The organism is Acaryochloris sp. CCMEE 5410 (assembly GCF_000238775.2).
Classification (GTDB): Bacteria; Cyanobacteriota; Cyanobacteriia; order Thermosynechococcales; family Thermosynechococcaceae; genus Acaryochloris.
Map to the genome: position 1 here is coordinate 766,089 of NZ_AFEJ02000002.1, position 25,975 is coordinate 792,063.

Sequence of the window (25,975 nt, forward strand, 5' to 3'; positions counted from 1 at the left end):
GACTCCTGCAATGCCCTTATCAGAGCAACCTAACTCTCCTGGTCAGGTGCCCCATTATCATGAGCCAGAACGCACTTATCAAGCTGATCTTGATGCCAGATTACCAACAGAGGTCTTTAGCCAAGCTCTGGATCATTTGGTCATTACCTGTGTTGATTTAGTCTTTACCCATCAATGCCAGGTGTTATTAGCGAAGCGCTGCACCTATCCGCAAAAATCTTGGTGGGTGATTGGCGGACGTATGATCGCTGGAGAGTCCCCCTTGCAAGCTGCCCAGCGGAAAGCGAAGGAAGAAGCAGGACTTGCGATCGCAACCGATCGATTCCAGTTTGTGGGCGTCTATTCCACCTGTTTTGCCCATCGGCAGCAAGCCCCCCAAGATCGGGGCTTACACAGCCTCAATCTCACCTATTTAGTCGCTTTGACTGATTCAGAGAGGCCACTCCTTTGCCTTGATCCGAAGGAGTATCAAGAGTGGCAATGGTACTCTCATCGTGAAGCTACCTTGCAACTCAAGGCTTCCCAGGTGATGGATCAACTGCTATTGAGCCTGTTGGATCGCATCAATTCTATGGGAAGCACATCTGGCAAGATCAGTTGATTTGATCTCACCGGTCCAGATTGGGGGTACCCATATCCTTCCAAGACAAACAATCGTTTTATGCAGCCTTGGGGACATAGCTTGCTTCTTCGTTGCTGCTGGAATATTCCGAAAGCAGCTCTTCATCGTCCGTAGACCAGTCGAAATCGGAGTCGTCGTTTTGGCGGAAGCGACCATTCTCTTCTAACCAGTCATATAGAGACGTATTTTTGCGAGGTGCAATTACGGGGCTAACCTGATTACGGTTTTCTTCTGTCAAAGAGGGATTATACATGGGTGTGATCCAAGGGAAAACGTGTTCGTATACACAAATTTGCCCCATCTATAAGCCTTATGCTTCGGTATTTATAATGAATTTACTCAGAGAAAAATCACTGTTTTCTCCTGGAATTTACACAGGTCTTTTTGCCTCTAGGATAAAGGCATCCTCCTTTACAGCTTCAGCATGGTGAAACTTCCCGTCCCACAACTGATAGTCAGCCTAGGGGGGTTGATACTGGGGGGATGTCAGCTTCTCCCTCAAACCCGCCAGCTCAGGGTATCTGCAGCTTCCAGTCTGCGAACCGTTTTACAAACCCTAGAACCCGAATTTGAGAAGGCATATCCCCAGGTGGATCTCACCTTTAATTTTGCGGCCTCGGGGGTCTTACAGCGCCAAATAGAGCAAGGGGCACCTGTGGATGTGTTCTTTTCCGCTGCGCCTCAACCCATCAATCGTCTGCTGGAACAGCAGCTTATTACCCAAGACTCCCATCGGTCTGTGGTTACGAACCAACTTGCTCTAATTGTGCCTGAGCAGTCTCAGATGTCTCTGACTGGGTTTCAGCAGTTAACGTCCCCCCAAGTCAAAAAAATTATGGTGGGGGAACGAGCGAGTGTGCCTGCGGGACAATATGCCCAAGAAGTGTTTACGACACTCGATTTATCTCAACAGCTTCAGGCTAAGCTGATTTTTACTAATAACGTGCGTGGGGTTCTGGCGGCGGTGGCCAGTGCCAATGTGGATGCCGGTATTGTCTACGCCACGGATGTGCGCCAGTCCGACCAGGTGAAGCAGGTGGCCCTTGCTCCGGCCCAAAGCCATTCTCCCATTGTGTATCCGATTGCAATTGTGGCTGCAAGTTCCCAGCCCCAGGTGGCTCAATCTTTTATCGATTTTTTATCCACGCCTGAAGCGCAAGATCGCTTCATCCAGGCTGGATTTGGTTTAGTGCCGAAGGATTGACCTGTGAACATTGCCCCCCTGTGGACCTCTTTAAGGATTGCTGCGATCGCAACAGGTATCACTTTTATCTCGGGGGTGGCAATGGCCTATGCCATGCACCGCTATCGGGGCAATGGCAGAGCGGTGATGGAGAGTATCCTCCTGATCCCTTTGGTTTTACCCCCCACCGTGTTGGGGTTTATGCTCCTCTTTCTTCTGGGGACTCAAGGTCCCATCGGTCGGCTCTTAACCCCTTTTGGATTGAACCCTGTATTTACTTGGTATGCTGCTGTGATTACGGCAACGGTCGTGTCTTTCCCTTTGCAATACAAAACCGCCTTAGGGGCGTTCCAGCAGCTCGATCCCAATCTGCCAGCGGCGGCTCGCACGTTGGGGGCGTCCGAATGGACCGTATTTCGACAAGTGATCTTACCCTTGGCGGGGCCAGGCATATTGGCCGGTACAAGTCTGGCCTTTGCCCGAGCCCTGGGGGAATTTGGCGCTACCCTGATGTTGGCGGGGAATATTCCAGGGCAGACTCAAACCATTCCAATAGCCATTTATTTTGCCGTTGAAGGTGGGGCCGTTGAGGAAGCGTTGATTTGGTGCAGCATCACCCTCTTTGTCAGTTTAGGATGCCTGGTGGGGGTGAATCTATGGCTCAATCAAAAACCTCGCTGTCTAAAGTTCCGTCGTCGTCGCCCTTTGAGACCCAAATTACCTTCAGGTGTGTCCTTTCCTCCTACTAAACAGGGGCTATGGGTTGATTTGCAAAAGCGAGTGGCTGGATTCCAGCTGGATATCTCCTTCCACACCCAAGAAACGACTTTGGGGGTGTTGGGAGCGTCAGGGGCTGGAAAAAGTATGCTCCTTCGCTGTATTGCTGGCATTGAGACTCCTGATCGGGGCAGGATTGTTCTGAATGGTCGAGTGCTGTTTGATTCTGCGCAGGGTATTAATATACCGAGTTGCGATCGCAACATTGGCATCCTGTTCCAAAACTATGCCCTGTTCCCCCATCTCACCGCCGCTGAGAATATTGCCTTTGCCTTATCAGCAGGGCGGTCGTTAAATACGACTGAAGTGACATCCCACTTAGCCCCGCTGCAGTTGGCTGACTACGGCCACCGCTTGCCCCAAGAGTTATCTGGAGGACAGCAACAGCGGGTAGCCCTTGCGAGGGCCTTAGCAAGTCAGCCCCAACTCTTGCTGTTTGATGAACCCTTCTCAGCCTTAGATACCCACCTTCGCAACCAGATCGAGAAAGGGATGGTATCTCGTCTATCTACCTTTGATGGCATGACCCTGTGGGTGACCCACAATGTGGAAGAAGCCTATCGACTCTGTGATCAGTTGATGGTGGTGGAGCAGGGGAAATCATCTACCTTACGCCCCAAGCATCAAATCCTAGAACAGCCCGAAACCCTCAGTATTGCCCAACTGACGGGCTGTAAAAACTTCTCCCGCATCCAGCAGATCGGCCCAGAAGAGGTATTTGCCCTGGACTGGCAGTGCCCCCTACAAACCCTGGAGCCAATTCAGCCCCACCATTCCCAAATCGGTATTCGAGCCCATCAAATTCGGTTTTTAGATTTAGAAGCACCCGTGACTTCAACTAGTAATACCTTTCCAGGCTGGCTAGCGATGACCCGGGAAACCCCTCACCGGATGACCCTCTATTTAAAGCTCCATTCGCCCCCCACTCACGCAGAAGATTACTATCTTCAGGCTGAAGTATTCAAAGATAAATGGCAACAGCTCAAAAACCTGCCTTTTCCCTGGTCCATTGCCCTTGACCCCATGCGAATTTTATTACTTCGGGAGTAGTTATTTCCCCTTTTTTCTTGGCTATTTTTGTAAGTGATAAAGATTGCTTAGTTAAGGTGATTTAGATCACACTAACTTCCATTTATTACAGCGATATTAAAGAAGACTTAGTGCTATCTGAGTCGTCATTGGGGAACACACATACGTCCGACAGGTTGGTTCAGCTTGTCGGTGTTTTTTTTGGAAACGATGCACCGACGGGGTTTAGCCTGTCGGTTTTTTAGTGACATGGTATTGACGACGAAAAGACCTCCGTATAAACACGGAACTTTTTGACTTTCTTTTTTTTACTCTTCAGAGACATTTTGTTTACTCCGAAAATTCTCCTAGAAAATCCTTTGGACTCCGTAATTATTCGGTAGAGCTTACTTGTGACTGCCGATAAAGTGTAATCACTGTGTGTTCACCACTGTTTCTGGGTAAGAACTGCTGTAGTAGTTCTTACCTGGATCCAAATACAAATCCTTGAATGACCTCGCTTGATCACGAGGTCATTTTCTTTTTTCAGTATTAGGGAGGGTAGAGCCTTGCAGCCGAAAAGCTAACCCTCTAGGCCAAATGCTTGATGAATGGCCTGTAAAGCAGTACTCCCATCTTCTTGGGCCACGACGCAACTGACTCGAATTTCCGAGGTGGCGATCATTTGAATATTGATTTTCTGCTGGGCTAAGGCCATAAACATCTGAGCTGCTACCCCCGGTTGCCCCAACATACCGATACCGACGATGCTGACTTTTGCGATCGCAGAATCCGATGCCACTTCACCACAACCAAGCGTCCTAGATAGATCCTGCAAGAGTTCCTTCGCCACCTGTAAATCCCCTTCAGCTACGGTAAAGGCAATATCTCGGGTAATCTGCCCTTCTACCTGACGGGAACGCTGGGACTGAATAATCATATCGACACTGATATTTCGCTTGGCCAGAACCTGGAAAATATGAGCCGCCATGCCTGGACGATCCGGGACATTTCGAATAGCCAATTGGGCTTGCTCCAGATCCAAGGCCACCCCTCGCACTGGAGGAATCGGATAATCCGGTAAGGCGATTCCACTATCAATCGAAGAGCTCGTCACTTCAAACACATCGCACAGGGCCTTGGTTGCCCGTTCACAATCTGCTGCGGCAATCGTGCAGCTGACATTCACTTCAGACGTGGAAATCATCTGCAAATTAATGCCTAAATCACTCAAAGTCTGAAACATTTGGGCGGCAATTTGTGGGCGACCAATAATCCCTGCACCAACAATACTGACCTTGGCAACATTCGGTTCGACTAGCACTTCCGAGGTACTTCCAGAAGGCACCGTAGAATTAAAGGCATTTGCCACAGCCTCCGCTTGAATACAACAGTCCTGGGCAACGGTGAAGGCAATATCATTTGAATGACCATCATGGATGGATTGAATAATCAGGTCCACATCCAGACCCTGATTGGCTAACTCGCCAAACAACCCAGCTGCAACACCGGGGCGATCCGCCACGTGGAGCAATGCCACCTTGGCCTGGTTCAGATCAAAATGCACCGCATCCACAGGCCGACCCAACTCCAGGTCCGTTAAGGTCTTAGGCTGGGTCCCGGTTGAAATGATTTGGGTGCCCGGTTCATCGGTCCAGCTGGAGCGAACGGCCATCTGCACCCCATAATTGCGAGCAATTTCTACGGCCCGAGGATGAAGTACGTTGGCTCCTAGACTTGCAAGCTCCAACATTTCCTCGCAGGTAATCTCTGTCATCAGTTGGGCCTTCTCCACCAGCCGAGGGTCCGTCGTCAGTACCCCCGCCACATCCGTATAGATCTCGCATTTCTCAGCATGGAGAGCCGCCGCCAACGCCACAGCCGAGGTATCCGACCCGCCTCGGCCTAAGGTAGTGACCTCTAGATCGGAGGTATTAGAAGTACCCTGAAAGCCAGCTACGACAACCACTTTTCCTTCACTTAGGTGGCGCTCTAATCGTTCTGTGGCAATGTGCAAAATACGGGCGCGAGTATGTTCGGGTTCAGTGACAATTCCCACCTGCGCCCCGGTCAAGGAAATAGCGGGTTGTCCCAGTTCTTGGAGGGCCATACTCAGCAAGGAAATCGAGACCTGCTCTCCCGTCGATAGCAGCATATCCATCTCGCGCCGACAGGGATTGGAAGACACTTCTTGGGCCAGTTGGACGAGGGTATCGGTGCTCTTGCCCATGGCAGATACCACCACCACCACCGAGTTGCCCTGGGCAACGGTCTGCTTGACTCGCTGGGCAACCGCTTTAATTCGCTCGACTGAACCAACGGATGTGCCACCAAACTTCTGAACAATTAGGCCCATGATTGTTAAATCTATCTGTAAAACGCAGGACTAGATCCAGCAAGAACGCCATTCTATATCCCACAAACTGCTAATCAGCATTATGGTATGAAACCGTTATGGGTCATACTGCTTCCATGTAAATCTATAGAATGAATCCTCTCTGACAACGATGATCAGCCGTCCTGCCAACACTTCTCTTGCAGCACCTTGGGGTGCCCCCCTTTCTGATGCAGCCAAACGGTTGCTGTTGTTGGGGTCAGGAGAACTAGGTCGGGAAGTGGCCCTAGAGGCTATGCGTTTGGGGATTGAAGTGATTGCAGTGGATGCCTATGATCATGCCCCTGCAATGCAGTTTGCCCATCGGAGTGTTGTGATCAATATGCAGGATGGGGCGGCCCTGCGTCAGATTGTAGAGTCTGTGAAACCGGATCTGATCGTGCCGGAAATTGAAGCCATTGCCACTGCAACGCTGCTCGACCTAGAAGCGGAAGGATGGAATGTAATTCCCACGGCTAAAGCAACTAATCTGACTATGGATCGGGAAGGCATTCGGCGTCTAGCAGCTAGTGATTTAGGTCTAAAAACCTCCCCCTTTCAGTTTGCTTCTACTCAAGCTGAATATGAGCAGGCCGTGCAGCAAGTTGGTCTTCCCTGCGTGGTCAAACCTGTCATGAGTTCTTCAGGCAAAGGGCAAAGCTTAGTCAAAACAGATAGTGAAATTATCCCAGCCTGGACCTATGCTCTAGAAGCCGGACGTGGCAATGCCCCTCGCGTCATCGTTGAAGGCTTTGTCGAATTCGAAACAGAAATTACTTTACTCACCGTGCGGTCCCAGTCGGGCACCCACTTCTGCCCTCCCATTGGTCATGTCCAGCAAAGCGGGGACTATCGAGAGTCCTGGCAACCCTGCCCTCTCCATCTTGATACGCTGCAAGCGTGCCAAGATATGGCCCGCCAAATTACGGATGCCCTAGGGGGCTGGGGGTTGTTTGGAGTGGAACTTTTTATTGCCGGCCCTGCCGATCAGGCCCAGACGGTGTATTTCAGCGAAGTCAGCCCGCGCCCCCACGATACAGGCATGGTCACCATGGTCAGCCAAAACATGTCAGAGTTTGAGCTACATGCTCGCGCTATACTGGGACTCCCCATTGGCGATATCCAGCTGGTTAGCCCAGGAGCGTCTGCAGTCATTTTGGCCTCAGAAGCATCTAAGGAACCCAAGATTGAAGGTGTTGCTGCAGCTCTTACGGTGCCAACCAGTCGCGTGCGCCTATTTGGCAAACCCACTGCCCATAAAAATCGACGGATGGGGGTGGCCCTAGCCCTCGGTGAGACGATAGAAGAAGCCAGACAACGAGCTAAAACCTGTGCCCAGCAAGTTACCGTTACTAGTTAATTAGCGCTAAAACTCATTCCAATTACCTTCCTGTTTTTACCTGCATTTGACTATAAGCGAAGACCATAGGCAGCTGTAAAAATCGTCAAGAGTTAGATGCCTGTTTCGATTGACAGTAGCAATAGATACCAAAAAAAATCATTTTCCAATAGATTATTAAAAAACCATTGGCCCCTTCCTATAAACGAAGCCACCATCCCAGCAAGCCTTGTTTTCATAAGTAAAAGCTTCTGGGAAGAACGCCTATAGATCATCATATTTAGCACTCACTACCTTGGAGTGCTAAATAATAAAGATTTTGCCGACTATTTAAGCTGGAAATGATGTTAGGGGCACCATTAGTAAAAGCTTAACCAGGAGTGATGCTATGACTTTACACATTGAATTTAAGTCTAGTACGATCCAATTCTGGAAACAGTTAGAGATGTTCCAAGCCTTTATCCAATATCCAGAATTAGGGGTTCAGGTCTCTATTGATCAAGATCCAATTAACCGAATTTTTCTCCGTTCTGAGCATTGTGGGATTGAGGTTCCTGAACGACCCACTATCATGTTTCAAGCCACTATTATTGATGCTCTTCCTTTGGCATCTGTTGAAGCTATGATTCAACGATTTACTTTTAAAACAGAAGAGCAATCTTGTATTGCAACCCTTGGATTAATGTCTTAATTAGAAGAAGGCAGTTGAAACAGCCATAATTAGATATCCCAAATATAAATGCTGTAGCAGTTAAGCAATGCTTAACTGCTACAGCATTTTGAGTGCGAATGAATAACTTTAAAACGCTTGAATGAGTTCAACTTGCATTGGACCTTTGCTGGAATATGCTAAGTAAAATTCATATCGATTGATCCGATTTTCCGGGTGCCGCAAACATAGCGTTGCCCAACGATAGGATGATTCTAAAATATCGCCGTTGAACAACGCCCCCTATTGGCTATTCAGGCAAGATGTCACTTAATTTTGGGTAGAAGTATTCAACCGACTGAGTTGTTGGCCAATATCTTGAAGTTCTTCAGCACCAATATCGCAAATTTCGGCTATTTGAGCTGGAATTAACCCTGCATCTACCGATAGAGCTAAGTTCGAGCATAAGTCTCTAAGTTGAACTAATCGATCTATGGTTTCTCCTAACTGCTTAGGGGTATTTTGGGACATTACTCATCGTTCTCCGTAGGATTAATAAAATGGCACTCATCAAACTTGCACTGACAGAGCAAGCTATTGCTCAGTGAAGCAAGACAACACTCACCAAAAGCTTTTTCATTAACAAACAGCTATGAAAAGGCTAAAAATCTATTCTCTTTACTGACAAAATCAGGGTTATGCGGATGGGGATAACGTTACAAAGCCGGTCTCGACCCATCAGATGGGTTCAGAGAAAAATATTCCCATACAGAGTGCCAACACTTGGTTGACCTGTTCCTCAAGACTGATATTGCCAAAGGCTTCCCGATCAATCACGGATCGACTGATCAATCCCAGTGTCACGCTGATTAGGGCTTCATCTGCAATCGGGCGGACGGGATAGTGCTGGCGCAAATATTGGAGTAAATCCAGCATTTTGCCATAAGCAATTGAGAACTGACCGGTCGTATAGTCATATTGGCCTTGAACCAGACGATTCTGTTGAGTCCGAATAAACCGAAAGGTATACTCTTTGGGATGCTCTAGGCCCCATCGAATAACACCTTTGGTAATTGCGATTAGAATCTCAAGCGGATCTGTACCAGCCTTTTCGTAATCAATCAGAATTTGACGCTCGGTCAGCTTAAAAATATGTACAGATAATGCTTCAGCAACCGCTTCTTTACTTTCAAAATGTGCATAGAGACTCGCCTTTGACTTAAATCCTGCAGCTTTGCGTAGATCCTCAACTGAAGTTTCTTCGTAACCTTGGCGGGTGAACAACTCAAGGGCCGCATCTAAGATGGCTTGTTTTCCATCGCGACGATAAGAACGTTTGGGTTGAGTAATCTCCAAAATGGGCATTCCTACAAACTGAACGTACGTTCGTTAATATTCTAGAAAAGCCCACAAGGGAGTGACCTTATCTTGTTGCAAAAGTTTAAATATCCAGAAAAAGGCATAGATCTTGCCCCATCTCTATAACCTTTGTGGCGGTATAAAAGCGAATTAGAAATAGGTGAGCCGCAGACCTCAACTATCCAGTTGTTAAAGTTGTACTGGCAGTTCCAAAGGTCTTGAGTGGGAAAGATGGTTAATCTCCTACCTGAAAAAACTCCTAGACATCACCCGTGCTCCAAAGTTCTTTCGGGGTTGATGGGTTTATGCATTGGAGATGCACTGGGCGTACCCGTTGAATTCCTGAGTCGAGAGGAGTTGATGGAGAGTCCAGTGACCGATCTGGATAGCCGAAATGAATGGCGGGAACCGCCCGGAACATGGTCCGATGATAGCTCTTTAACCTTTTGTCTAGCGGATAGTCTGTGTGATGGATTCTCACTTCAAGCTATCACAAATTCCTTCTGTCGCTGGTATTACGAACAAGAATGGACGGCACGGGGAAAAGTATTTGATATTGGCATTACGACTCAGATGGCGATTGAGAAATTACGTAACGGTGTGTCACCGCTTGAAGCGGGTGATACGGCAGGGTTGTTTTACGTTCCTCCTAGAAAAAATAGGATGGTTCTACTGACCAACAGTAGAGAGACCGATGAGCCATCTAATCGATACTTTGAAGCAAGTCCCGGATTTCCGCAGTGCCCATGGCCGTATTCATCCGTTATGGCTGCTGTTGCTATTGATGGTGATGGGCATGCTTGCTGGATATCAAGGGTACCGTCCGTTAGAAACCTTTGTGAGCGATTATCGCCAGCCTTTAAGTGAGCTATTGGGGCTTGAGAGCCTCGAAGTTCCGTCTCACTGTACCTTTCGTCGAGTGATGAAGGGGCTTGACTTCCAAGCGTTGAGCCACCAATTTGAAGCATGGATGCTCTCGAAAGCCCAGACTCACTCTCCCGATAATTATGCAGCCTCCATTGATGGCAAACGGATTCGTCAGGGGCTGACAGATGCCAAGGGGAAGCAGCGTTTTGTAGGGTTGGTGAGTTTATTTGCGGTGGAAGCAGGCATCACCCTCAAGCTCGAAGCCCTCACTCAGGAGGATAATAGCGAAATCAAAGTCGTCCAGGCACTGTTGGAAACCCTTCAACTCGATGGCTTGCTGATTACCATGGATGCCTTACACGCCCAAAAAACACTTGAGAAGATTGTGGCCTCGGGTAACGACTATCTTGTGGCGGTCAAATCCAATCAGGGAAGACTTTACGACCACCTCCAGACTTACTTTGAGTGTCTTAAACCCATGGCTGAGCACATCCACTCCGCCCAAAGTAGAGGACGAGATGAACATCGGTGTATACAGGTTTATGAGCCTGTCGGCATAGCCCTACAAGAATGGGAGGCAATTCGCTCTGTGCTTTGTGTCCAACGATGGGGCACTCGCAAAGGAAAGGAGTATCACAATACGGCCTATTACATCAGTTCAGCTGCCACCTCACCCCAGCATTGGCAATCTCTGGTCCGAGAACATTGGGGCATTGAAAATCGGTTGCATTGGCCGAAGGATGTTGTTTTTGGCGAAGATGATTATCGACTCGAAGATGAACAAGCACTGCTCAATTGGTCAGTGCTTAGAACTATTGGGATTAATATCCTGCGGCTAAACGACTATCAATCCCTCAAAACCGCGATGACTAAGCTTGCTAATCGGGTCGATATTATTTTTTCGCTGCTAACTTAAAACAGCCCTGGGTGATACGGTGGAGCGGAGCAATGGCAATGGTTCATTAATGCGGATTTTGCCGATGGCTTATTGCTACCAAACGGTTGATTTACCCACCTTGATCCATAGAGTTCATCAGGTCTCGTGTATCACCCATGCTCATCCTCGATCGCAAATGGCCTGTGGAATCTACACCTGTATTGCCATCGCCTTACTTCAAGGAGCTAATCCTAGAGATGCTTATGTCAAAGGATTGGATCAAGCTGAGGAGGTTTACCAAGCCTTTCCATACCTTCTAGAAAAGCACCATTTTGAGCGGATATTTAACCGGGATATAGACCATTTACCGATTGAAAGTATCAATTCAGAAGGGTATGTGATTGACACCTTAGAAGCGGCGCTATGGTGCTTACTCACAACATCCTCATACCCAGAGGCAGTATTAAAGGCAGTCAATCTGGGTGAAGATACAGATACAACTGCAGCGGTAACAGGAGGGCTGGCAGGGATTCATTATGGAATAGAAAATATTCCATCTAATTGGATTAACGGAATTGCGCGTTCGCAAGATATTCAAAAATTGGCAGATCGCCTGGAAACTTCTCTACTCCAATCATGACTGTTTCACATGAAATTGTTGGACAATTTGTGGATGCCGCTGTACTGGATTCACAGCTAGCAAATCGTCTGTTGCAAAAACATCCTGAGCTGAAATCTGCAACATTGCTTGGCGAATCGCTCCTTCACTTCTTGGCTATCGAAAATTACCCTAACGGTATCCGTTTCCTAGTGAAGCGGGGCTGGTCTATTGATGAATGTGAAGAGGATGGAACAACACCATTGATTAGTGCTGTGTTCGTCGGGGCATTTGATGCAGCAGTCGCATTACTTGAACTTGGGGCGGATCCGAATGCTGTCTCGGATACATATGACAACCCGCTCCACTGTGCTATTTCTGATGGCAATATCAAACTGGTTGACCTCCTGCTCAAAGGTGGAGCAACTCCTTTGTATAAAATGAATTGTGGAACCACCGCTTTTGATGTGCTGCCTAATAACAAACCCGAAAAAAATGCCACAATTAGAGCAATGTTAAGAGAGCATGGTTGGGTTGCACCTGATGAGTGATGGCATTATATGTTGATGCTGGCTCTCCAATCCAACACTGTAATCCATCGTGATGTATAGTTTTGCTGCCTAAACGGAACTTTTCTGAACAATAATTTGATTCTTGTCTGGATCATTAATGATTTAGCTACTCTCATTCAACATTCTGTGTTTCGTGGTGATCTGAAAATTCTCAAACTTATCGGCATTCACCCTTAAGCCAAATGTTATGGGGGCGGAAAGTCTCTCATATTTTTGAGGGTAAAATTCAACCACTGACTCACCCAGTTGGATCGAATAGTGGAGAGGCCCTTTGCCATGTTTCTCCTCATTGACCGTATGGCCTAACAGTTTTCCGTACCAAATCGCCAGTGCTTTGGGGTTACTGGAATACAAAACAATGAGGTTCAATTCGATTTGGGACATAATTTGAAATGAGTGCCCAGAGTGTTTTATACGGCCTGCCACAAGCAAGACTACATTCTAGCTGTCAATCTTCCCTCTAAATATTCGAGGTTAAACTTCCGTTAACCTCAGAACCCTTTATAATCCGATCGCCTTGTGTTTCCCTAAAATCCCTATGAGTACCCCCTTGAGCTGGTCTGAATTAGCTGACCGTACTGACTTCCATTTGGATCCTGTGAACGGTCCAACCAATGCCCAATCCTGCCTGCGTTTGTTTGGTCAATCCGAAAACGATGTAAAGGTTACACTCTTCCGTGACAATCACGCCTGGTGTCCCTACTGCCAAAAAATTTGGCTATGGCTAGAAGAGAAGCAGATCCCCTATCGGATCGAAAAAGTGACGATGTTTTGTTACGGGGAAAAAGAACGGTGGTATAAGCAGATCGTACCCTCGGGGATGTTGCCTGCTCTGGAGCTAAAGGGTCGGGTAATTACCGAAAGTGATGATATTTTAATTGCCTTAGAAAAAGAGTTTGGTCCCTTGGGCAAAGGTATGCAAGATCCAGCAGTTATGCCTTTGCGCCAACTGGAGCGATTGCTGTTTCGGGCCTGGTGTACTTGGTTGTGCTATCCCTCTCGTCCTCGGCAAGATCAGCGAAATCGGGAGCAGTTTGTCAGCGTGGTGGAAAAGGTAGAAGCAGCTCTTAGCAGTACACCTGGGCCTTATTTTTTGGAAGAGTTCGGCACAGCAGACGCAATTTTTACCCCCTATGTCGAGCGCATGAACGCTAGCCTCTATTACTACAAGGGCTACTCTCTGCGAGAAGAGAATCCCCGGTTTTCGGATTGGTTTGATGCTATGGAAAGTCGGCCCACTTATCGAGGCACTCAAAGCGACTTCCACACCCATGCCCATGATTTACCCCCGCAGATGGGCGGTTGCTATAAGAACAGCGATCCGCAGACGCCCATCAATATGGATCGAGTGGATAATGGTCCTTGGTCAGAGTTGCCGGATGTGACCTATCCAGAACCCGAAACCTCTCGGGCGGAAGCATTACATCGGGTGGTGAAGCATCACGAGAATATTATTAAGGTCAATCCAACCAAGGATGAGTTATTTGATGAAGCTCTGCGCTGTGCCCTGACCCATTTGATTACGGGGGAGGTCTGCTCACCCCCGCCGGGTTCGGATATTGGGTTGCGTTACTTGCGCGATCGCATCAGTGTTCCGCGCGATATGTCCATCTATGCAGCTAAGCGTTTGAAGGAATCCCTGGAGGCAACAGCCGCCCTCGTGGGTAATCGTCAGGGGACCCCCATCCCTGTGCGTCACCGCCGTGATCAAGACCCAGCCAATTTTGCCAAGGCATGATTGAGCGTATTGGGTTCAGCAAGAGATTAGATACGCTAATTGATAATGGTGTTAGTAAGAGGGGAAGAAGCTAGTTCTAGACAAAGCGTTTGTCCGCTTTAAATTTGAATTATTTCATCTGAGCAACTAGGAGTTATGCCGTGCCAAAAGCTCCCATTATCCAGCCGGATCAGTCCTATACCTTTTCGGATTATTTTAAGCTCAACTTTGCTCCACAAGATATTTTGGCGCACTTCAAGGCAAGTTTGCTTCGTCGCACGTTAACCTTGCCTCGTTATCCTGGGCCTTTAGACCGACTTCACGATTTAAGAAGTCGAATAGAAGAGAGCTTGCCTCGGTTAAGTTTGACGTCTGAAATGGTGAGACGGGAATTTCTGATTGCACCTGTTTTAACCGATGTTCTGCACTATACCCAAGCCACGCTAAATGTCGAATATCCCGTTGCAGTGAGTGACCAGCTCAAAGGTTCTCTCGATTATTTACTCCAAAATCACCAAACTTTTCTGGTTATTGAGGCCAAGAACGAAAATCTTGAACGAGGGTTTGTTCAATTGGCTATTGAGTTGATTGCCCTCGATCAATGGATTGAGTCTGACCAAAAGATTCTGCATGGTGCAATATCCACTGGAAATATTTGGCAGTTTGGGCAGTATGATCGCCAATCTAGAACTATTACCCAAGATCTCTATCTGTACCGTGTTCCTGCTGACTTGGAGGATCTGTTACGCATCCTAGTTAATATTCTGAAGCAATTAGAAGACGCCTGATAGTCCTGTTGAGGTCTCTATTATTTGTCGGCCTCTGTGTGATCGGTATCCTTGTGATAGCGCTCTAGGGCTATTAAAACCGAGATAGTGACTGGGGTAGAGGACGATGAATAAAGTTTGGACGGGTTTGGTGGTTGCGATCGCATCCTGTAGCACCATCTCATCAGCACAAGCCTTCCCCGGGATGACCAAGGCTGAAGTAACGCGTTGGTCATCCCAAAACTATGCAGCTCAAGCTGATGCTGGGCTAGCCAAAGTCCCCCCGTTGCAGACCACCCAAAAGTACGAGCCAGATCAATCCGACCTCGATGTCTCGTTTAAGACGATGGATGGCACAGTTCATCTCACCGTCTTTTTGGATCCAGCGGGGAAGGTCAAAATGGAAAATATAGACTACCGACCTGCCTGTTACTGGGAGGGGAAGTCAGGCTGTTCTAGCCCGATTGAATTTGGGCAAGGCAAGCAGGGCAAAGGAGCTAAGCTGATTCAATCTATCTGGGGACAGGCCGTTCTGGCCGATTTTCAGGCCGCAACTTTAACGAAAACCCATACCGATGGCGATACCTATCGTTGGTATCAAGGCCAGCTCTATAACTATGAGACGTTTCAGGGGGAAGGCAATACTACCGTGCAGTTCAGTGTGGTGTCAAAGGATGTTACGCAACGCGATCGCATTCAACGCTTCATGGAGGGGCAAAGGCTACCCCAGTAGACATCTATCAGGCCCAAATTGTAGAGAACCCCCTAAAGCACAGCATCTTTAGGGGGAGGATAGCCTTCTGTACTAAGTCATAGATAAGGGAGTTCAAAAGGAACTCCACCACCAACCTACCAATCAAATTTGGGGAAATGTTGAAGGCAAGCTATTCCAATTAGAGTGCAACTACTAGACCTCTTGCATAATTGGATTTGCGATATGGTATTGAATCTGATGTTGTTCCTATTCAGTGCCATACCCCATGAATTACGAAGCAGCCCAAAAGCTGAGTGCAAAAGACTTTAAGCGACGAACTGGAGTCTACAAACAAACCTTTAAACGCATGCTCCACGCATGGCATACCTATCACCTCAATCGCTCAAATGCAGGAAGACCTCCAAAGTTGTGTCGTTGTGATCAACTGATGGTGGCCCTTCAATATTGGCGAGAATATCGGACCTATTTCCACATTGCTGGAGATTGGGAAGTCCCTGAATCAACCGTCTGCCGTATTGTCCACCAGGTCGAGAGTGCTCTGATGAACTCAGGACTCTTCCGCTTACCCGGCAAGAAACATCTAATACAAGGATTTGAGCGACCTGATGTTGTCGTGATGGATGTGACTGAGACACCGATTGAACGTCCTCAAAAAGGACAAAAAGCGTATTATTCAGGAAAAAAAAGAGGCATCCCCTCAAATGCCAGATTATTGCTGACCGCAACACTTTAGAGATTATCTGTCTGAGCTTTGACAAAGGTCGTCGGCATGATTTTCAGATATTCAAGGTTTCAGGTATCCATATCCATCCAGATACCGAGAGTCTGCAAGATAGCGGATATCAAGGGATTGCAGCCTACCACGCCAACAGCTATGTTCCTCTCAAGAAGCCACAACACAATGAACTGACTTCCCTGCAGCGAGAGTATAACCGTGCTTTGAGTCAGGAACGAATTGGCATTGAACACATTAATCGCAGCCTGAAGATTTTCAGAATTTTGTCGGAGCGCTATCGCAATCGTCGTCGTCGCTACGCCCTGCGGTGTAACTTGATTTCAGCCATCTATAACCATGAGCTATCTTTGGCTGCTTAAGGGATGGCAAACAGCAATACCACATCGTGAAATGAATATTGCAAGAGGTCTATTACTCATGTTCGATCGGCTGGTTCTTCTCACCTTGCTGACAACCGATCTGGAAGGTGAATGCAGCATGCCGACTCCAATGCCCTTGTCACCCATGACTACGCTTTCGCCTAACGGAAAGCTACGACGTCTTGAAAAACTGAATATGAGTGTTGAGTTGGTTATCCTATTTATGAACGTTCGGTCAACATCTGGTATTTCAGTACTGTCTTCACAAAATCATATATTTCTCTAATCCTGTCAACCAGGCTTTATTCTACAACCGAAATAAAGCGAACCCTGCCTTGAGCATTATTCAATAGAGATCGAGACAATTCAGAAAAGAATTATTCTTTTCTGATTAGCCCTTCATGCATCTGATTTTTTCGATGATTGAGAAATCCTAGGATGAGGATAGGCCAAATAGTGCTAGTAACCGTTAGAAAAACAAACCACTCAGGTGAACCACCATTCGGCCAATAGTTTTGCCCATGTCGAATGCAGAGTACGACGGGTGCTAAAGCTAATAAAGCGAAACTCCAGCCTAGAATATAAGTCCGTATTACGTTGGGTAAACGTAAGGGTTCTTGGCCAATAATATCGAATCCAAAACTTTCGCCAATGAATACTCGATTGACAGAGCTATCTTGAATTTTAAAGGGACGGACAACCCGTGATGTTAAAGGGAAAATAGGAATAAAAAATATAGTTATCCAAAGCGTTACACGATACAGTCCATTTGGAAACGGTCGATATCCGAGAACTGAAACACCTATTCCATAGATAGAAAAACCTGAGAATTGGCTCAATGATATTTCAAAGAGGTTTCTCTCCATAAATTGCTCACCTGCTCATCATTGAATAGAGATGATTTAGTGGTTTGGGATTAAAGTTAAGTGAGCAAGAAAAAACAATGCAATAAATGTAATTTATTGTCCATATTAAAGAAGATGGAAATTCCAGCTCAGTCAAAAAAATAAGTATATATACTCGACTGCCTAGACCTTAAGGCAACCCTTCAATCCAAAAAATAATTCTTAAACTCTCTACACTTATAATTCCCGAATTGTGGTAGTTTTCCTACACAAAAAGAATGGGGATTCGGTACCGTTTGAAAATGACAAAAATAGGGCCTAATAGTGGTTTAACACTTTGTAGTGATCTTTGTCATCGGCAAAAACAAGGATTAATTTTATACTGTGAACATGAAATTCAGCTTTGAGATGGTTGGCAATGAAACGGAATCAAAGACTTAGCTTTGTGTTGCTCCTTTGCCTATTTGGTTTGGGGTTATCCATTCAAGCTTGCCAACAAACTTCGGCCGATACGAATTCACCCAGCACTGAGACTCCAGCTGACCGTCAACAATCTGGGGCAGGCCAATCTGGTCCATTCAGTCAAGAATTAGACAAAATCGGCAAACCTGAGAGTTCTTCATCTTCCCCTGATGAAGGCGAAATCCGAGAGGTCACTTACATCGCCGAAAAAATTACGCCTGTACCCGCCCAACTCGTGAGCAAAGATCCGAATTCCCGTATTAATGTGCGATCGCAACCCTCCACTCGCTCCAAAGCCAAACATTTTGGCTACAAAGGAGATGCGGTCACCCTGCTTCAAAAAGCGAAAGGAGAAGGAGAGGCCATCTGGTACTATCTTCGCTTTAACCAATCTCAAGCAGAGGGGTGGATTCGTAAAGACTTCATCAGCCTTACCTCATCAAAACTGAATCCCAAGCAGCAGTATCTCCCATTCAACTTGAAAACAGATCCATGGATATCCTCCTTTAATCAGAGCTACAAAGCTGCTAAGCAAACTAACGAACCCTGGCTGTTTAATGCCCCGACTGTCGCTTTGAAATTATTGGGCTATCCCAATACGGATGGCTGTAAACCGACAAACGTCTCAACCATCGAACATAGTCCCTCTAAGGTAACGGTGATTGTCAGCAATGGCCCAGAGCAAGTGCTGCCTTGTGCCGGTGATTCCGTTCTGGCCTCCGAGACGCGAGTTGATTTAGTCAAACAAAAGCGCATTTGGGCCATTGAATGGGTAGGTGGTCGCTATCGGTGCCACCAGGGTCGCGGGCAACAAGAGTTCGCCCCTGCACGATGCAATTGATCATGCGTAACGTAATCATGAGCGGCTTTAGCACCATAAATATCTGACTATAAGGATGGTAAGCCAATGTCCTATCCAAGCTCAGCACGATTCGACCTTGACCCCGATAAGCAGGGGCTAGTGTCGCACGGTGGGCATCCATCAATGTCAGCCTGATTCAAAGATAGATTCAAACATGGCTCGACGGCTGATTTGCTTTGTAGGAGACCATACTATCTGGTTATAGATGCCTTGCAAGGTTTTATTCGGACTAATGAGCAACCCACTGATATAGCGGCTAATGTGAGCAAAGCCTGCTTCTCGACAAAATACTGGACGGTAGGAGGATAGAGCACTGGCAATGGTGTCGGGAATGCCGGCTAATGGGAACATGGCTCAAATTGAAGATGCACGACTTATGTTGGTTCTATCACAGACAAAACAGTAACCTTTCAAGTCATATTTAAAAACCTCTTTGGCTCTGTCAAAATGGAGCTTTTTGTGGCAGAAAACTATTTCTTTTTCTAGGGCACTAGCTTTGTCTCAAAGAATACTAAAATCCTAGGAAGCCTACCAATGTAGACAAAATAGAGCCACAGAGGCATGGCAAACTACAACATTATTGTTACCCATAATGATGTCTACACTTTAAAAACTTCTCTATTTATTCTCCTATATAACTAAATAACCTCTCCAGACTTCTCTTTATGATTTGAGTCGCTTTGTGAGTCATAAATATTGAACGATATCAACTAATAGAGGGTTTTATGAAGCGTTCAGTTTAAAAAATGAATCTCTTTGTAAAGGAAATTTCAGTAGATTTACATATTTCTCTTTCAATAGAATTGGCTAGGATTTAGGGCAGTGAAATCATCTACTGCTACAAATTGGGTGGTGTGTGTCCAAACTTAGTTTTATGAACCCTTGTGATCCAATTGCGTATTTAACAGTTCTCCATATTTGAATCGTTGGTTTTTATGAATGACTTTGCGACAAATCCTCTAGATAGACAGTCAGAACTCACTGAACTAGGGCAGAAGGCGTTGTCCGGGTTTAGCTTAACTGACTTGTATCTGGATGCGATCGCACTAATGAGTCACCACTTGCCGATCTCAGACTGTAGTTTGTGGCAAGTCCTCTCTGATAGCAACACTCTGCGGTTAGTAGCGAAACAAAAAGCGTCTCTCCTAGGGGGCTCCACCGATATCGATAGCCGAGACTATCCGTGGTTACAGACCTTGATGCAAACGGGACAAACAGCCGTTATTGCCGGGCAATCCGAACAACTTCCCCTGACGCAACCCCATGGAATAAGCGGTCTGTGTATCCCGATCTCTGGGCCAGATCGTCCCCTGGGATTACTGGAGATTTTGACCCCTGCCCCTCAGGATTGGAATAAAGAGGATCGCAATTTTGTTAACTATGTGGCCCAGGTATTAGCAACGGCTATTCAGCGCAAACGTTCAGAAATGCTGCTGCAAACCCAAACCCAAATTTTGGAAAATGTGGCAACGGGGCAAGGGCTAGATGAGATTCTAAACAGTTTGTGTCTATTGATTGAGAGTCAGTCTCCAGGGACGGTTTGTTCCATCCTTTTACGGGATGCTCATCAACCGGAACTACGCATGGGAGCAGGTCCCAGTTTGTCCTCGGAAGTGGCCGCTGCCTTTGATCATTTGCTAATTGCTGAAAATGCTGGCTCTTGTGGGACTGCAGCCTTTCGTGGCCAGGCTGTATATGTGGAAGATACGCAACGCGACCCCGTCTGGGTGGACTTCCGCGACTTTGCCCAACAGCATAATATTCGTGCCTGTTGGTCAACCCCTTTTTTCTCTCAGTCTGGGGATCTATTAGGAACCGTTGCCTTATCTCATCAAGTTCCCTGTTCCCCTACCGCTCATCATCTCAACATCATAAAAACCGCCACCCATTTAGCGAGTATTGCGATGGAGGGACACCGGACGGCCGAGAAACTCAAACAAAAGGCGCTATTTGATACCTTGACGGGATTACCGAGCCGCGACTACTTCTATGAACAGCTTCAACGTAAGTTGCAACAGATTCAGCGCCAGCAGCTAGAGGGATATTCTCGTCAGGCAGAGCTTTGCCATTTCGCCGTTTTGTTTCTGGATGTCGATCACTTTAAGCTCGTTAATGACAGCCTGGGGCATAGCGTGGGGGATCAGCTTCTTGTTGCAATTGCTCGGCAGCTTAAAGAGAGTTTGCGTCCTCAGGATTTACTGGCTCGCTTGGGGGGAGATGAGTTTGCTATTCTCCTGGATGGAGTCGTCAACCACCAACAGGCCCATAAGATTGTCCAACGTATCCAGCGGTCCCTGGCTAAGCCATTAAAGCTCAATCAGCAAGAAGTATTTACTTCAGTCAGTATTGGGATTACCCACTCCACCAGCCTGTATCAACACCCTGAAGAACTGCTGCGAGATGCAGATACAGCCATGTATCGAGCCAAAGCCCACGGTCGCGGGGGGTATGTAGTCTTCGATGAGACCATGCATAAGCAAGTTCGCTCTCGCTTATGGTTAGGCAATAGTCTTAGATATGCGGTCAAAGCGATTGAACAAGGACAGAATCCCTTTCGATTGCAGTATCAGCCCATTTTCTGTTTGCGGCAACAGCGGCTGATTGGTTTTGAAGCGCTATTGCGATGGCATCATCCCCAGCAAGGCCTGATCTCTCCCGAGAAATTCATTCCTGTGGCTGAGGAAACGGGGCTGATTATTCCGCTGGGGGAGTGGGTTTTAAAAGCTGCTTGTCAACAACTCGCGGCATGGGAACAGGAATTTTCCGTACCGTTAACCATGAGTATTAACGTGTCGAGTCAACAGTTTCTGCAACCTTACTTCGTCCAGTCTGTTGAATCTTTAATGCAGTCGCACCATCTGGCCGGTCACCATCTCAAACTGGAAATTACCGAAACGGTGTTAATGGAGTCCACTCACTACGTCACCGATCGACTGGAGCAATTGCAAAACTTAGGCATTTCCCTCAGTTTGGATGATTTTGGCACCGGATATTCATCCTTGAATTATCTGTATAACTTGCCCATTAATACCCTCAAAATCGATCGATCGTTTGTTTGGGGCATTGGCCAAGGACAAGATCAAATTGTCAAAACCATTATTGCTCTTGCCCATGGCCTAGAGATGAATGTTGTGGCAGAAGGGATTGAAACGATAGAACAAATGCAATATCTCCACACCTTAGGGTGTGAGCTTGGACAAGGCTATTGGTTTGCTCGTCCTCTTCAACCGGAGGCAGCCCAACAGGTCATTGCTACCCTGTCTAGTCCCATGAGCTTGTCTTTACCGATTGGGGAATAAACAGTACTTCTATGCCCTTTTGGTTCACCCCTAAAACCTCTCTAAACCAGCGTCTTCGACTGGGCTTAGGGACCATGTTTGTCCCTTTGCTGATGTTGGCGACCGGGGCAATCATTTCCTTTGAAGGAGCATTAGGTCGGTTTGATAAGGGTGAGAATGTAGGGCGCGAAGCCTTGTTCCCATTGGCCCATGTGGAAGGGCTACTTCTAGATTTAAATGTGGTGGCATCGCCAGTTGAGCTATCTCACTCCCTAACGTGGGAGGAGTATCAGCAAAAAAGTCAGGCGATCAAAACGAGTTTGGAGAGGCTCTTGGAATTCTCCCACCAGGATCCACACCAATTTAGTTCTGTACAGGAAATACAGCGAAAATGGCAGCGAATTTCCCAGCTGTGTCAGCAAATCCTGGATCCTTCTGTTGCTCAATCGGGAAAGGGCTTGTCACACTCTGCCAGGGTTGAGCTGCAAGAACAGCTCAAAATGATTTTGCAAGATGTCCAGCGACTGAATTATCGGTTGATTGCGTTTCAAAATGATGCCAATGTCAACCATGCAGAAGCCGTTCGCAAAGAGGTTAGACAGCTGATCGCTATGATTTTTGGTTTGGCGTTAGCGATAGCAGTCCTGTTTGCCTATGGGCTCTCTCGGTCTATTACGGTGCCATTAAAATCTTTGGAGGACGGCGTTGAGAAATTAGGTAAGGGAGATTTGAGCCATCGGATTTCTTTGGCTGCTGACGATGAATTTAGTCATTTAGCCGCAACCTTTAACTTGATGGCGGCCAAGCTGGAGCAAAGTCAAAAAGACTTATACCGTTTAGCAACCTTGGATGGGCTAACGGAAGTCTACAATCGGCGGGAATTCAATCGCTGGTTGAGGGTGGAGGTGGAGAAATCCCAGCGCAATACTGATCAAGTTTCGCTGATCATGGTGGATATTGATCATTTCAAGCAGCTCAATGACACCTATGGCCATCAGGCCGGAGATTTGGCCCTGTGTGAGGTGGCTCAACTTCTACAGCGTGAAGTGCGACCTGGAGATATTGTCTGCCGATACGGTGGCGAAGAGTTTGCAGTCATTCTGCCCAAGACGAATAGTGATGAGAGTGTTGCGATCGCAGATCGGATTCGCCTAGCCATTGCAGAGGAAGCGATTATTCTACCCTCCTTGCAGCAAATAGAGATGACGGCCAGCTTAGGGGTTGCCACCTTCCCTGGTGATGCCCAAACCAAAGAGCACCTGATCAAACAAGCCGATCAGGCGCTCTATGGTGCTAAGACTTCAGGTCGAAATCGAGTCCACCAGGCTCAACAAAATGTTGTCGAAACCCAAGTGGTGGTCTAACTACTTCTTATCAAACAAGGCCCCTAACGTATCAGGGTTCATCATGTTGCATTCCATCAGTTTGAGGGCCAAGGCTGTGCCGACTCGATTGGCTACAACTTGCTGTAATTTCGGTTGGGTACGGGCAGAGGCTAGTAATTGACCTTCTAAAGATAGCTCTGAGGTTTTGCTACCCTTGCTATTACGCATCTCTTTCAACAGATCGCGAGTATCTTTGCAGGAGGAGGCTGAGATACGGGCGGCAACAGTATCACTCATGCGCGTGATGATAGCAAATGTTGTCTCTTCAGGAATTCCTAACTGCGAAGGATCTGCTTGGGCATGCGCCCCAAAGGGTAAGATTGCGCTGAGCGCAACAAAGGCGCAACTTCCTAAAGATAGGATTGATTTGCTTCTCGACATATTCCACTCCAAAAATTATTCGTCAATTGGGATTGTGCCACTATGGCACGGCGATCTAGCGATGCTGACGCCTAGTTATGGTCTGGCACAGATGAGTTCAATACACCTAAAAATTCGGAATGCACCTAAATTAACTCAACCCTGACCACCTATACCTACAAAATAGGTTTAATTTCTTGATGTTGAGACGAAATTAAGAATCACTCTATTTTCATCCCCCCATAAGTTAAAGTGACGGATATGAGCGTTTTATAGCTCCGGCTTTTAGGTAATGTTTAGTTGAACTGCTGACCTCCTCTAGGTTTACTATGGCTGGGTTTGAAGCATTTTGCAGTGATCGGTATCATGCTAGCGGCGTGATCAAAATGCCTGATGTGGGGACGTTTCAAGCCATTTCTCTGCCTTTGCAGAGGGGGACGAACGGATGCCCCTAAATCCCTTTACCGCAACAGTGATACGTTGGTGGTTACAGCAGCGCCACTCTACCAACCGCAGGGATGCAGGCTTTGCCTTACCCTTGGCTTTGGGGTTGGGTTTTGTGATGGTGGTACTGGGACTGACGATGATGATGACCGCCCAAAGCGATCGCATAACATCTTGGCAACGGAAAGAATCGGGTGCCAGCTTATCGACCGCAGAAGGGGGAATGGCAAGGACTTTAGCCCAGCTCACGGTCCCCAACAACGCCATTTTGCTCAACCGCAATTACGACACAATTAATCCCCAAACGGGTAAAACCTATTTAGGCCCAGATGGAATTTTCAATAGTGGAGATGAAGAGACAGAGCCCATTGATGAATGGACCAGCTATGACCCCAGTAATCAACCCTGCCACCAGCAGATGAACTGGGGGGCTCCAAATTTTAACTTTTCTGGTCCCATCGGTGTGAATGGCACCTACGCTCTGAAGGCCTATCGTTATGATCCCAAACGGCAGCAAGGCACATTATTCGTAGAAGCAACCACCAATGATCAGACCACGGGAATCGTGATCAAAATTAATGTAACCCCAGATTTAGACAATTTTCCCGGTATTATCGTCTCCCGCAACACAAATGGAGCTTTTAAGACGGGGACCTTGGCGCTCAGAGGTCGAGAGATTCTAGGAAGCAAGGGGAATATCTACTACAACCCTGACGGTTCAGCCAATGATGCCCTAACCAACAGTGCTGCCCCAGGCGATCTAAGTCGGAATGATTATTTGAATGCCATCTGGTCGACCAATGAGGAAGATTTTGAGGCGGATGGCAGTCCCATCGATACGGTAGAAGGAAAAATCTTTGCCTGTAACTTACCCCCTCAGCTACCGACGACGATTCAAGGAACCAACTTCGGTCGTATCACTTCCAGTACGACCCTGAGAGGGGTAGGAGGCATGTCCCCAACCCTCTATCGCGTCGAAAGTATTGATTTAGGTAATGATGACGTCTTGACCGTTGATACCACGGGAGGCCCAGTCCAAATTGATGTTGTGTATGGGGGGACCGATCCAGAGCTAGCCATTACCCTGCGAGATAATGCCAAAATCCTTAATGTTCGGACAGACGCTCAACCCCCTCAGGTCGGCGATCTGCGCATTCTGGCTAGGGGAAATAGTCAAGTGAACCTCTATGATCGTAGCTGCATCCAAAATGCCTTTCTCTGGTTCCCGATTGACGAATTAAGGTTGCTGACCAGCGGTCCAGGTTGTCCAGGTGGACGAAATACGAATGTTGAGGGGGTGTTATGGATGGAAGCCATCTTGGCCCTCAAGGATCAGGAAGTTCACCGGGATGTGAACTTTCTCAATGGCTTCAATGGCACCAACTATGATCAACCCAAAAACACCTATTATCCCTTGGTCAATTCAAGAATCACAGCTGGAATCGCGGTGCCAGAAGATGTGTCCAGTCTGATGGATTTACTGAAATATGTGGAGTGGCCAGCTCGCTATCGATTTGGGGGAGTGCAAAACTGGCAGCGTGTGCGGCTATAAGACTGAAGTTCTGTTTAGTTGAGGCGATCAAGGCCAGCCTGCATCTCACTACTCTTCTCCTCAAAAGTAGGGAATTCCGTATTATCTCTGTCGTCAAGTACAAGCAGGGAAAGTCAGGATAAGAACAGTGTTGTCCTGAACACGGTCCTGCCAATGTTCCCCATTGGCATTAAACGTCCTCTGATGTACTTATGCTTAACCGTTGGTGTCACTTTTCTTATCGCAGTTGTTATTGCATCCCGTTTACGGCCCGTTGGCAGGGGAAGGG

The 25,975-nt window shown here is 47.2% G+C and carries 23 protein-coding genes and 2 pseudogenes; 17 read left to right on the forward strand and 8 right to left on the reverse strand.

The window, feature by feature from the left end:
* Nucleotides 1-10 precede the first annotated feature (10 nt).
* The gene (locus ON05_RS24355; protein WP_010469922.1) at nt 11-601 is read left to right on the forward strand and encodes an NUDIX domain-containing protein; all 591 of its coding nucleotides are present in this window, start codon (nt 11-13) and stop codon (nt 599-601) included.
* A 58-nt stretch (nt 602-659) separates the two neighbouring features.
* On the opposite strand, the gene ON05_RS24360 is transcribed toward ON05_RS24355, so the two are convergent.
* A complete protein-coding gene (locus tag ON05_RS24360) occupies nt 660-875 on the reverse strand; it encodes a DUF3134 family protein (RefSeq protein WP_010469921.1) in 216 nt (71 codons plus the stop codon).
* 171 nt (nt 876-1,046) lie between these two features.
* On the opposite strand from ON05_RS24360, the gene modA reads away from it, so the two are divergent.
* Both modA and modB read left to right on the forward strand, forming a co-directional pair.
* Entirely contained in the window at nt 1,047-1,826 is a 780-nt protein-coding gene (modA, locus tag ON05_RS24365; protein WP_010469920.1) for a molybdate ABC transporter substrate-binding protein, read from the forward strand.
* Between the two features lie 3 nt (nt 1,827-1,829).
* The gene (modB, locus tag ON05_RS24370) at nt 1,830-3,632 is read left to right on the forward strand and encodes a molybdate ABC transporter permease subunit (protein ID WP_010469919.1); all 1,803 of its coding nucleotides are present in this window, start codon (nt 1,830-1,832) and stop codon (nt 3,630-3,632) included.
* Between the two features lie 541 nt (nt 3,633-4,173).
* Here modB and ON05_RS24375 read toward each other — a convergent pair.
* On the reverse strand, nt 4,174-5,946 hold the full coding sequence (locus ON05_RS24375) for an aspartate kinase (protein WP_010469918.1): 1,773 nt from the start codon (nt 5,944-5,946) through the stop codon (nt 4,174-4,176).
* Between the two features lie 151 nt (nt 5,947-6,097).
* Between ON05_RS24375 and purT the strand changes: the two genes are divergently transcribed.
* Entirely contained in the window at nt 6,098-7,324 is a 1,227-nt protein-coding gene (gene purT, locus ON05_RS24380) for a formate-dependent phosphoribosylglycinamide formyltransferase (RefSeq protein WP_010469917.1), read from the forward strand.
* A 367-nt stretch (nt 7,325-7,691) separates the two neighbouring features.
* Nucleotides 7,692-7,994, forward strand: coding sequence for a hypothetical protein (locus ON05_RS24385; RefSeq protein ID WP_010469916.1), 303 nt, complete (start codon nt 7,692-7,694; stop codon nt 7,992-7,994).
* A 288-nt stretch (nt 7,995-8,282) separates the two neighbouring features.
* Here the strand turns inward: ON05_RS24385 and ON05_RS24390 are convergent, their stop codons facing one another.
* Nucleotides 8,283-8,483, reverse strand: a complete 201-nt coding sequence (locus ON05_RS24390; RefSeq protein WP_010469915.1) for a hypothetical protein — start codon at nt 8,481-8,483, stop codon at nt 8,283-8,285.
* Between the two features lie 207 nt (nt 8,484-8,690).
* A complete protein-coding gene (locus tag ON05_RS24395) occupies nt 8,691-9,317 on the reverse strand; it encodes a TetR/AcrR family transcriptional regulator (protein WP_039779040.1) in 627 nt (208 codons plus the stop codon).
* Between the two features lie 225 nt (nt 9,318-9,542).
* On the opposite strand from ON05_RS24395, the pseudogene ON05_RS38700 reads away from it, so the two are divergent.
* From ON05_RS38700 to ON05_RS24415, 4 genes and pseudogenes are all read left to right on the forward strand, one after another.
* Nucleotides 9,543-9,932, forward strand: a pseudogene (locus ON05_RS38700) (ADP-ribosylglycohydrolase family protein); the annotation flags it as partial.
* A 73-nt stretch (nt 9,933-10,005) separates the two neighbouring features.
* A complete protein-coding gene (locus ON05_RS24405) occupies nt 10,006-11,094 on the forward strand; it encodes an ISAs1 family transposase (RefSeq protein ID WP_262561039.1) in 1,089 nt (362 codons plus the stop codon).
* A 10-nt stretch (nt 11,095-11,104) separates the two neighbouring features.
* Nucleotides 11,105-11,695: pseudogene (locus ON05_RS24410) on the forward strand (ADP-ribosylglycohydrolase family protein); the annotation flags it as partial.
* On the forward strand, nt 11,692-12,204 hold the full coding sequence (locus ON05_RS24415; protein ID WP_010472820.1) for an ankyrin repeat domain-containing protein: 513 nt from the start codon (nt 11,692-11,694) through the stop codon (nt 12,202-12,204). The pseudogene ON05_RS24410 and the gene ON05_RS24415, both read left to right, overlap by 4 nt.
* A 123-nt stretch (nt 12,205-12,327) precedes the next feature.
* On the opposite strand, the gene ON05_RS24420 is transcribed toward ON05_RS24415, so the two are convergent.
* Nucleotides 12,328-12,609, reverse strand: coding sequence for a hypothetical protein (locus tag ON05_RS24420; RefSeq protein WP_010472819.1), 282 nt, complete (start codon nt 12,607-12,609; stop codon nt 12,328-12,330).
* A 154-nt stretch (nt 12,610-12,763) separates the two neighbouring features.
* On the opposite strand from ON05_RS24420, the gene ON05_RS24425 reads away from it, so the two are divergent.
* From ON05_RS24425 to ON05_RS24440, 4 genes are all read left to right on the forward strand, one after another.
* The gene (locus ON05_RS24425; protein WP_010472817.1) at nt 12,764-13,963 is read left to right on the forward strand and encodes a glutathione S-transferase family protein; all 1,200 of its coding nucleotides are present in this window, start codon (nt 12,764-12,766) and stop codon (nt 13,961-13,963) included.
* A 140-nt stretch (nt 13,964-14,103) separates the two neighbouring features.
* On the forward strand, nt 14,104-14,730 hold the full coding sequence (locus ON05_RS24430; protein WP_010472814.1) for a hypothetical protein: 627 nt from the start codon (nt 14,104-14,106) through the stop codon (nt 14,728-14,730).
* A gap of 106 nt (nt 14,731-14,836) precedes the next feature.
* Nucleotides 14,837-15,442, forward strand: a complete 606-nt coding sequence (locus ON05_RS24435; protein ID WP_010472812.1) for a hypothetical protein — start codon at nt 14,837-14,839, stop codon at nt 15,440-15,442.
* A 247-nt stretch (nt 15,443-15,689) separates the two neighbouring features.
* Nucleotides 15,690-16,519 (forward strand): IS5 family transposase gene (locus tag ON05_RS24440; RefSeq protein ID WP_396150064.1). Its coding sequence is split into 2 segments (ribosomal slippage): nt 15,690-16,107 and nt 16,107-16,519, totalling 831 coding nucleotides; the frame shifts between segments, so codons are not numbered across the junction.
* A gap of 377 nt (nt 16,520-16,896) precedes the next feature.
* Here the strand turns inward: ON05_RS24440 and ON05_RS24445 are convergent.
* A complete protein-coding gene (locus ON05_RS24445; protein WP_010472124.1) occupies nt 16,897-17,385 on the reverse strand; it encodes a hypothetical protein in 489 nt (162 codons plus the stop codon).
* A gap of 397 nt (nt 17,386-17,782) precedes the next feature.
* Here ON05_RS24445 and ON05_RS24450 point away from each other — a divergent pair, with 397 nt between their 5' ends.
* Nucleotides 17,783-18,667 (forward strand): SH3 domain-containing protein, encoded by an 885-nt coding sequence (locus ON05_RS24450; RefSeq protein WP_010472123.1) that lies wholly within the window; start codon nt 17,783-17,785, stop codon nt 18,665-18,667.
* 147 nt (nt 18,668-18,814) lie between these two features.
* Here ON05_RS24450 and ON05_RS24455 read toward each other — a convergent pair whose 3' ends face one another.
* The gene (locus ON05_RS24455; RefSeq protein WP_010472121.1) at nt 18,815-19,039 is read right to left on the reverse strand and encodes a hypothetical protein; all 225 of its coding nucleotides are present in this window, start codon (nt 19,037-19,039) and stop codon (nt 18,815-18,817) included.
* A gap of 584 nt (nt 19,040-19,623) precedes the next feature.
* Between ON05_RS24455 and ON05_RS24460 the strand changes: the two genes are divergently transcribed.
* Complete coding sequence (locus ON05_RS24460) at nt 19,624-21,987, forward strand: EAL domain-containing protein (protein WP_010472119.1); 2,364 nt, start codon at nt 19,624-19,626, stop codon at nt 21,985-21,987.
* An 11-nt stretch (nt 21,988-21,998) separates the two neighbouring features.
* Nucleotides 21,999-23,330 carry a diguanylate cyclase gene (locus tag ON05_RS24465; RefSeq protein ID WP_010472118.1) on the forward strand — a complete coding sequence of 444 codons (1,332 nt, stop codon included), beginning with the start codon at nt 21,999-22,001 and terminating at the stop codon, nt 23,328-23,330.
* On the opposite strand, the gene ON05_RS24470 is transcribed toward ON05_RS24465, so the two are convergent.
* Nucleotides 23,331-23,732, reverse strand: coding sequence for a hypothetical protein (locus ON05_RS24470; protein WP_010472117.1), 402 nt, complete (start codon nt 23,730-23,732; stop codon nt 23,331-23,333).
* Between the two features lie 424 nt (nt 23,733-24,156).
* Here ON05_RS24470 and ON05_RS24475 point away from each other — a divergent pair, with 424 nt between their 5' ends.
* On the forward strand, nt 24,157-25,707 hold the full coding sequence (locus tag ON05_RS24475; RefSeq protein ID WP_010472116.1) for a hypothetical protein: 1,551 nt from the start codon (nt 24,157-24,159) through the stop codon (nt 25,705-25,707).
* The last annotated feature ends 268 nt before the right edge of the window (nt 25,708-25,975 follow it).

What these genes read in the sequence shown, in the direction of transcription:
- ON05_RS24385 (WP_010469916.1), top strand. Translation starts at nt 7,692, where the DNA reads ATGACTTTACACATTGAATTTAAGTCTAGTACGATCCAATTCTGGAAA.
- ON05_RS24420 (WP_010472819.1), bottom strand. Translation starts at nt 12,609, where the DNA reads ATGTCCCAAATCGAATTGAACCTCATTGTTTTGTATTCCAGTAACCCC.
- ON05_RS24460 (WP_010472119.1), top strand. Translation starts at nt 19,624, where the DNA reads ATGAATGACTTTGCGACAAATCCTCTAGATAGACAGTCAGAACTCACT.
- ON05_RS24450 (WP_010472123.1), top strand. Translation starts at nt 17,783, where the DNA reads ATGAAACGGAATCAAAGACTTAGCTTTGTGTTGCTCCTTTGCCTATTT.
- ON05_RS24455 (WP_010472121.1), bottom strand. Translation starts at nt 19,039, where the DNA reads ATGTTCCCATTAGCCGGCATTCCCGACACCATTGCCAGTGCTCTATCC.
- ON05_RS24375 (WP_010469918.1), bottom strand. Translation starts at nt 5,946, where the DNA reads ATGGGCCTAATTGTTCAGAAGTTTGGTGGCACATCCGTTGGTTCAGTC.
- ON05_RS24405 (WP_262561039.1), top strand. Translation starts at nt 10,006, where the DNA reads ATGAGCCATCTAATCGATACTTTGAAGCAAGTCCCGGATTTCCGCAGT.
- ON05_RS24425 (WP_010472817.1), top strand. Translation starts at nt 12,764, where the DNA reads ATGAGTACCCCCTTGAGCTGGTCTGAATTAGCTGACCGTACTGACTTC.
- ON05_RS24390 (WP_010469915.1), bottom strand. Translation starts at nt 8,483, where the DNA reads ATGTCCCAAAATACCCCTAAGCAGTTAGGAGAAACCATAGATCGATTA.
- ON05_RS24475 (WP_010472116.1), top strand. Translation starts at nt 24,157, where the DNA reads ATGCCCCTAAATCCCTTTACCGCAACAGTGATACGTTGGTGGTTACAG.
- ON05_RS24445 (WP_010472124.1), bottom strand. Translation starts at nt 17,385, where the DNA reads ATGGAGAGAAACCTCTTTGAAATATCATTGAGCCAATTCTCAGGTTTT.
- ON05_RS24465 (WP_010472118.1), top strand. Translation starts at nt 21,999, where the DNA reads ATGCCCTTTTGGTTCACCCCTAAAACCTCTCTAAACCAGCGTCTTCGA.
- ON05_RS24415 (WP_010472820.1), top strand. Translation starts at nt 11,692, where the DNA reads ATGACTGTTTCACATGAAATTGTTGGACAATTTGTGGATGCCGCTGTA.
- ON05_RS24470 (WP_010472117.1), bottom strand. Translation starts at nt 23,732, where the DNA reads ATGTCGAGAAGCAAATCAATCCTATCTTTAGGAAGTTGCGCCTTTGTT.
- ON05_RS24355 (WP_010469922.1), top strand. Translation starts at nt 11, where the DNA reads ATGCCCTTATCAGAGCAACCTAACTCTCCTGGTCAGGTGCCCCATTAT.
- purT (WP_010469917.1), top strand. Translation starts at nt 6,098, where the DNA reads ATGATCAGCCGTCCTGCCAACACTTCTCTTGCAGCACCTTGGGGTGCC.
- modA (WP_010469920.1), top strand. Translation starts at nt 1,047, where the DNA reads ATGGTGAAACTTCCCGTCCCACAACTGATAGTCAGCCTAGGGGGGTTG.
- ON05_RS24360 (WP_010469921.1), bottom strand. Translation starts at nt 875, where the DNA reads ATGTATAATCCCTCTTTGACAGAAGAAAACCGTAATCAGGTTAGCCCC.
- ON05_RS24435 (WP_010472812.1), top strand. Translation starts at nt 14,837, where the DNA reads ATGAATAAAGTTTGGACGGGTTTGGTGGTTGCGATCGCATCCTGTAGC.
- ON05_RS24395 (WP_039779040.1), bottom strand. Translation starts at nt 9,317, where the DNA reads ATGCCCATTTTGGAGATTACTCAACCCAAACGTTCTTATCGTCGCGAT.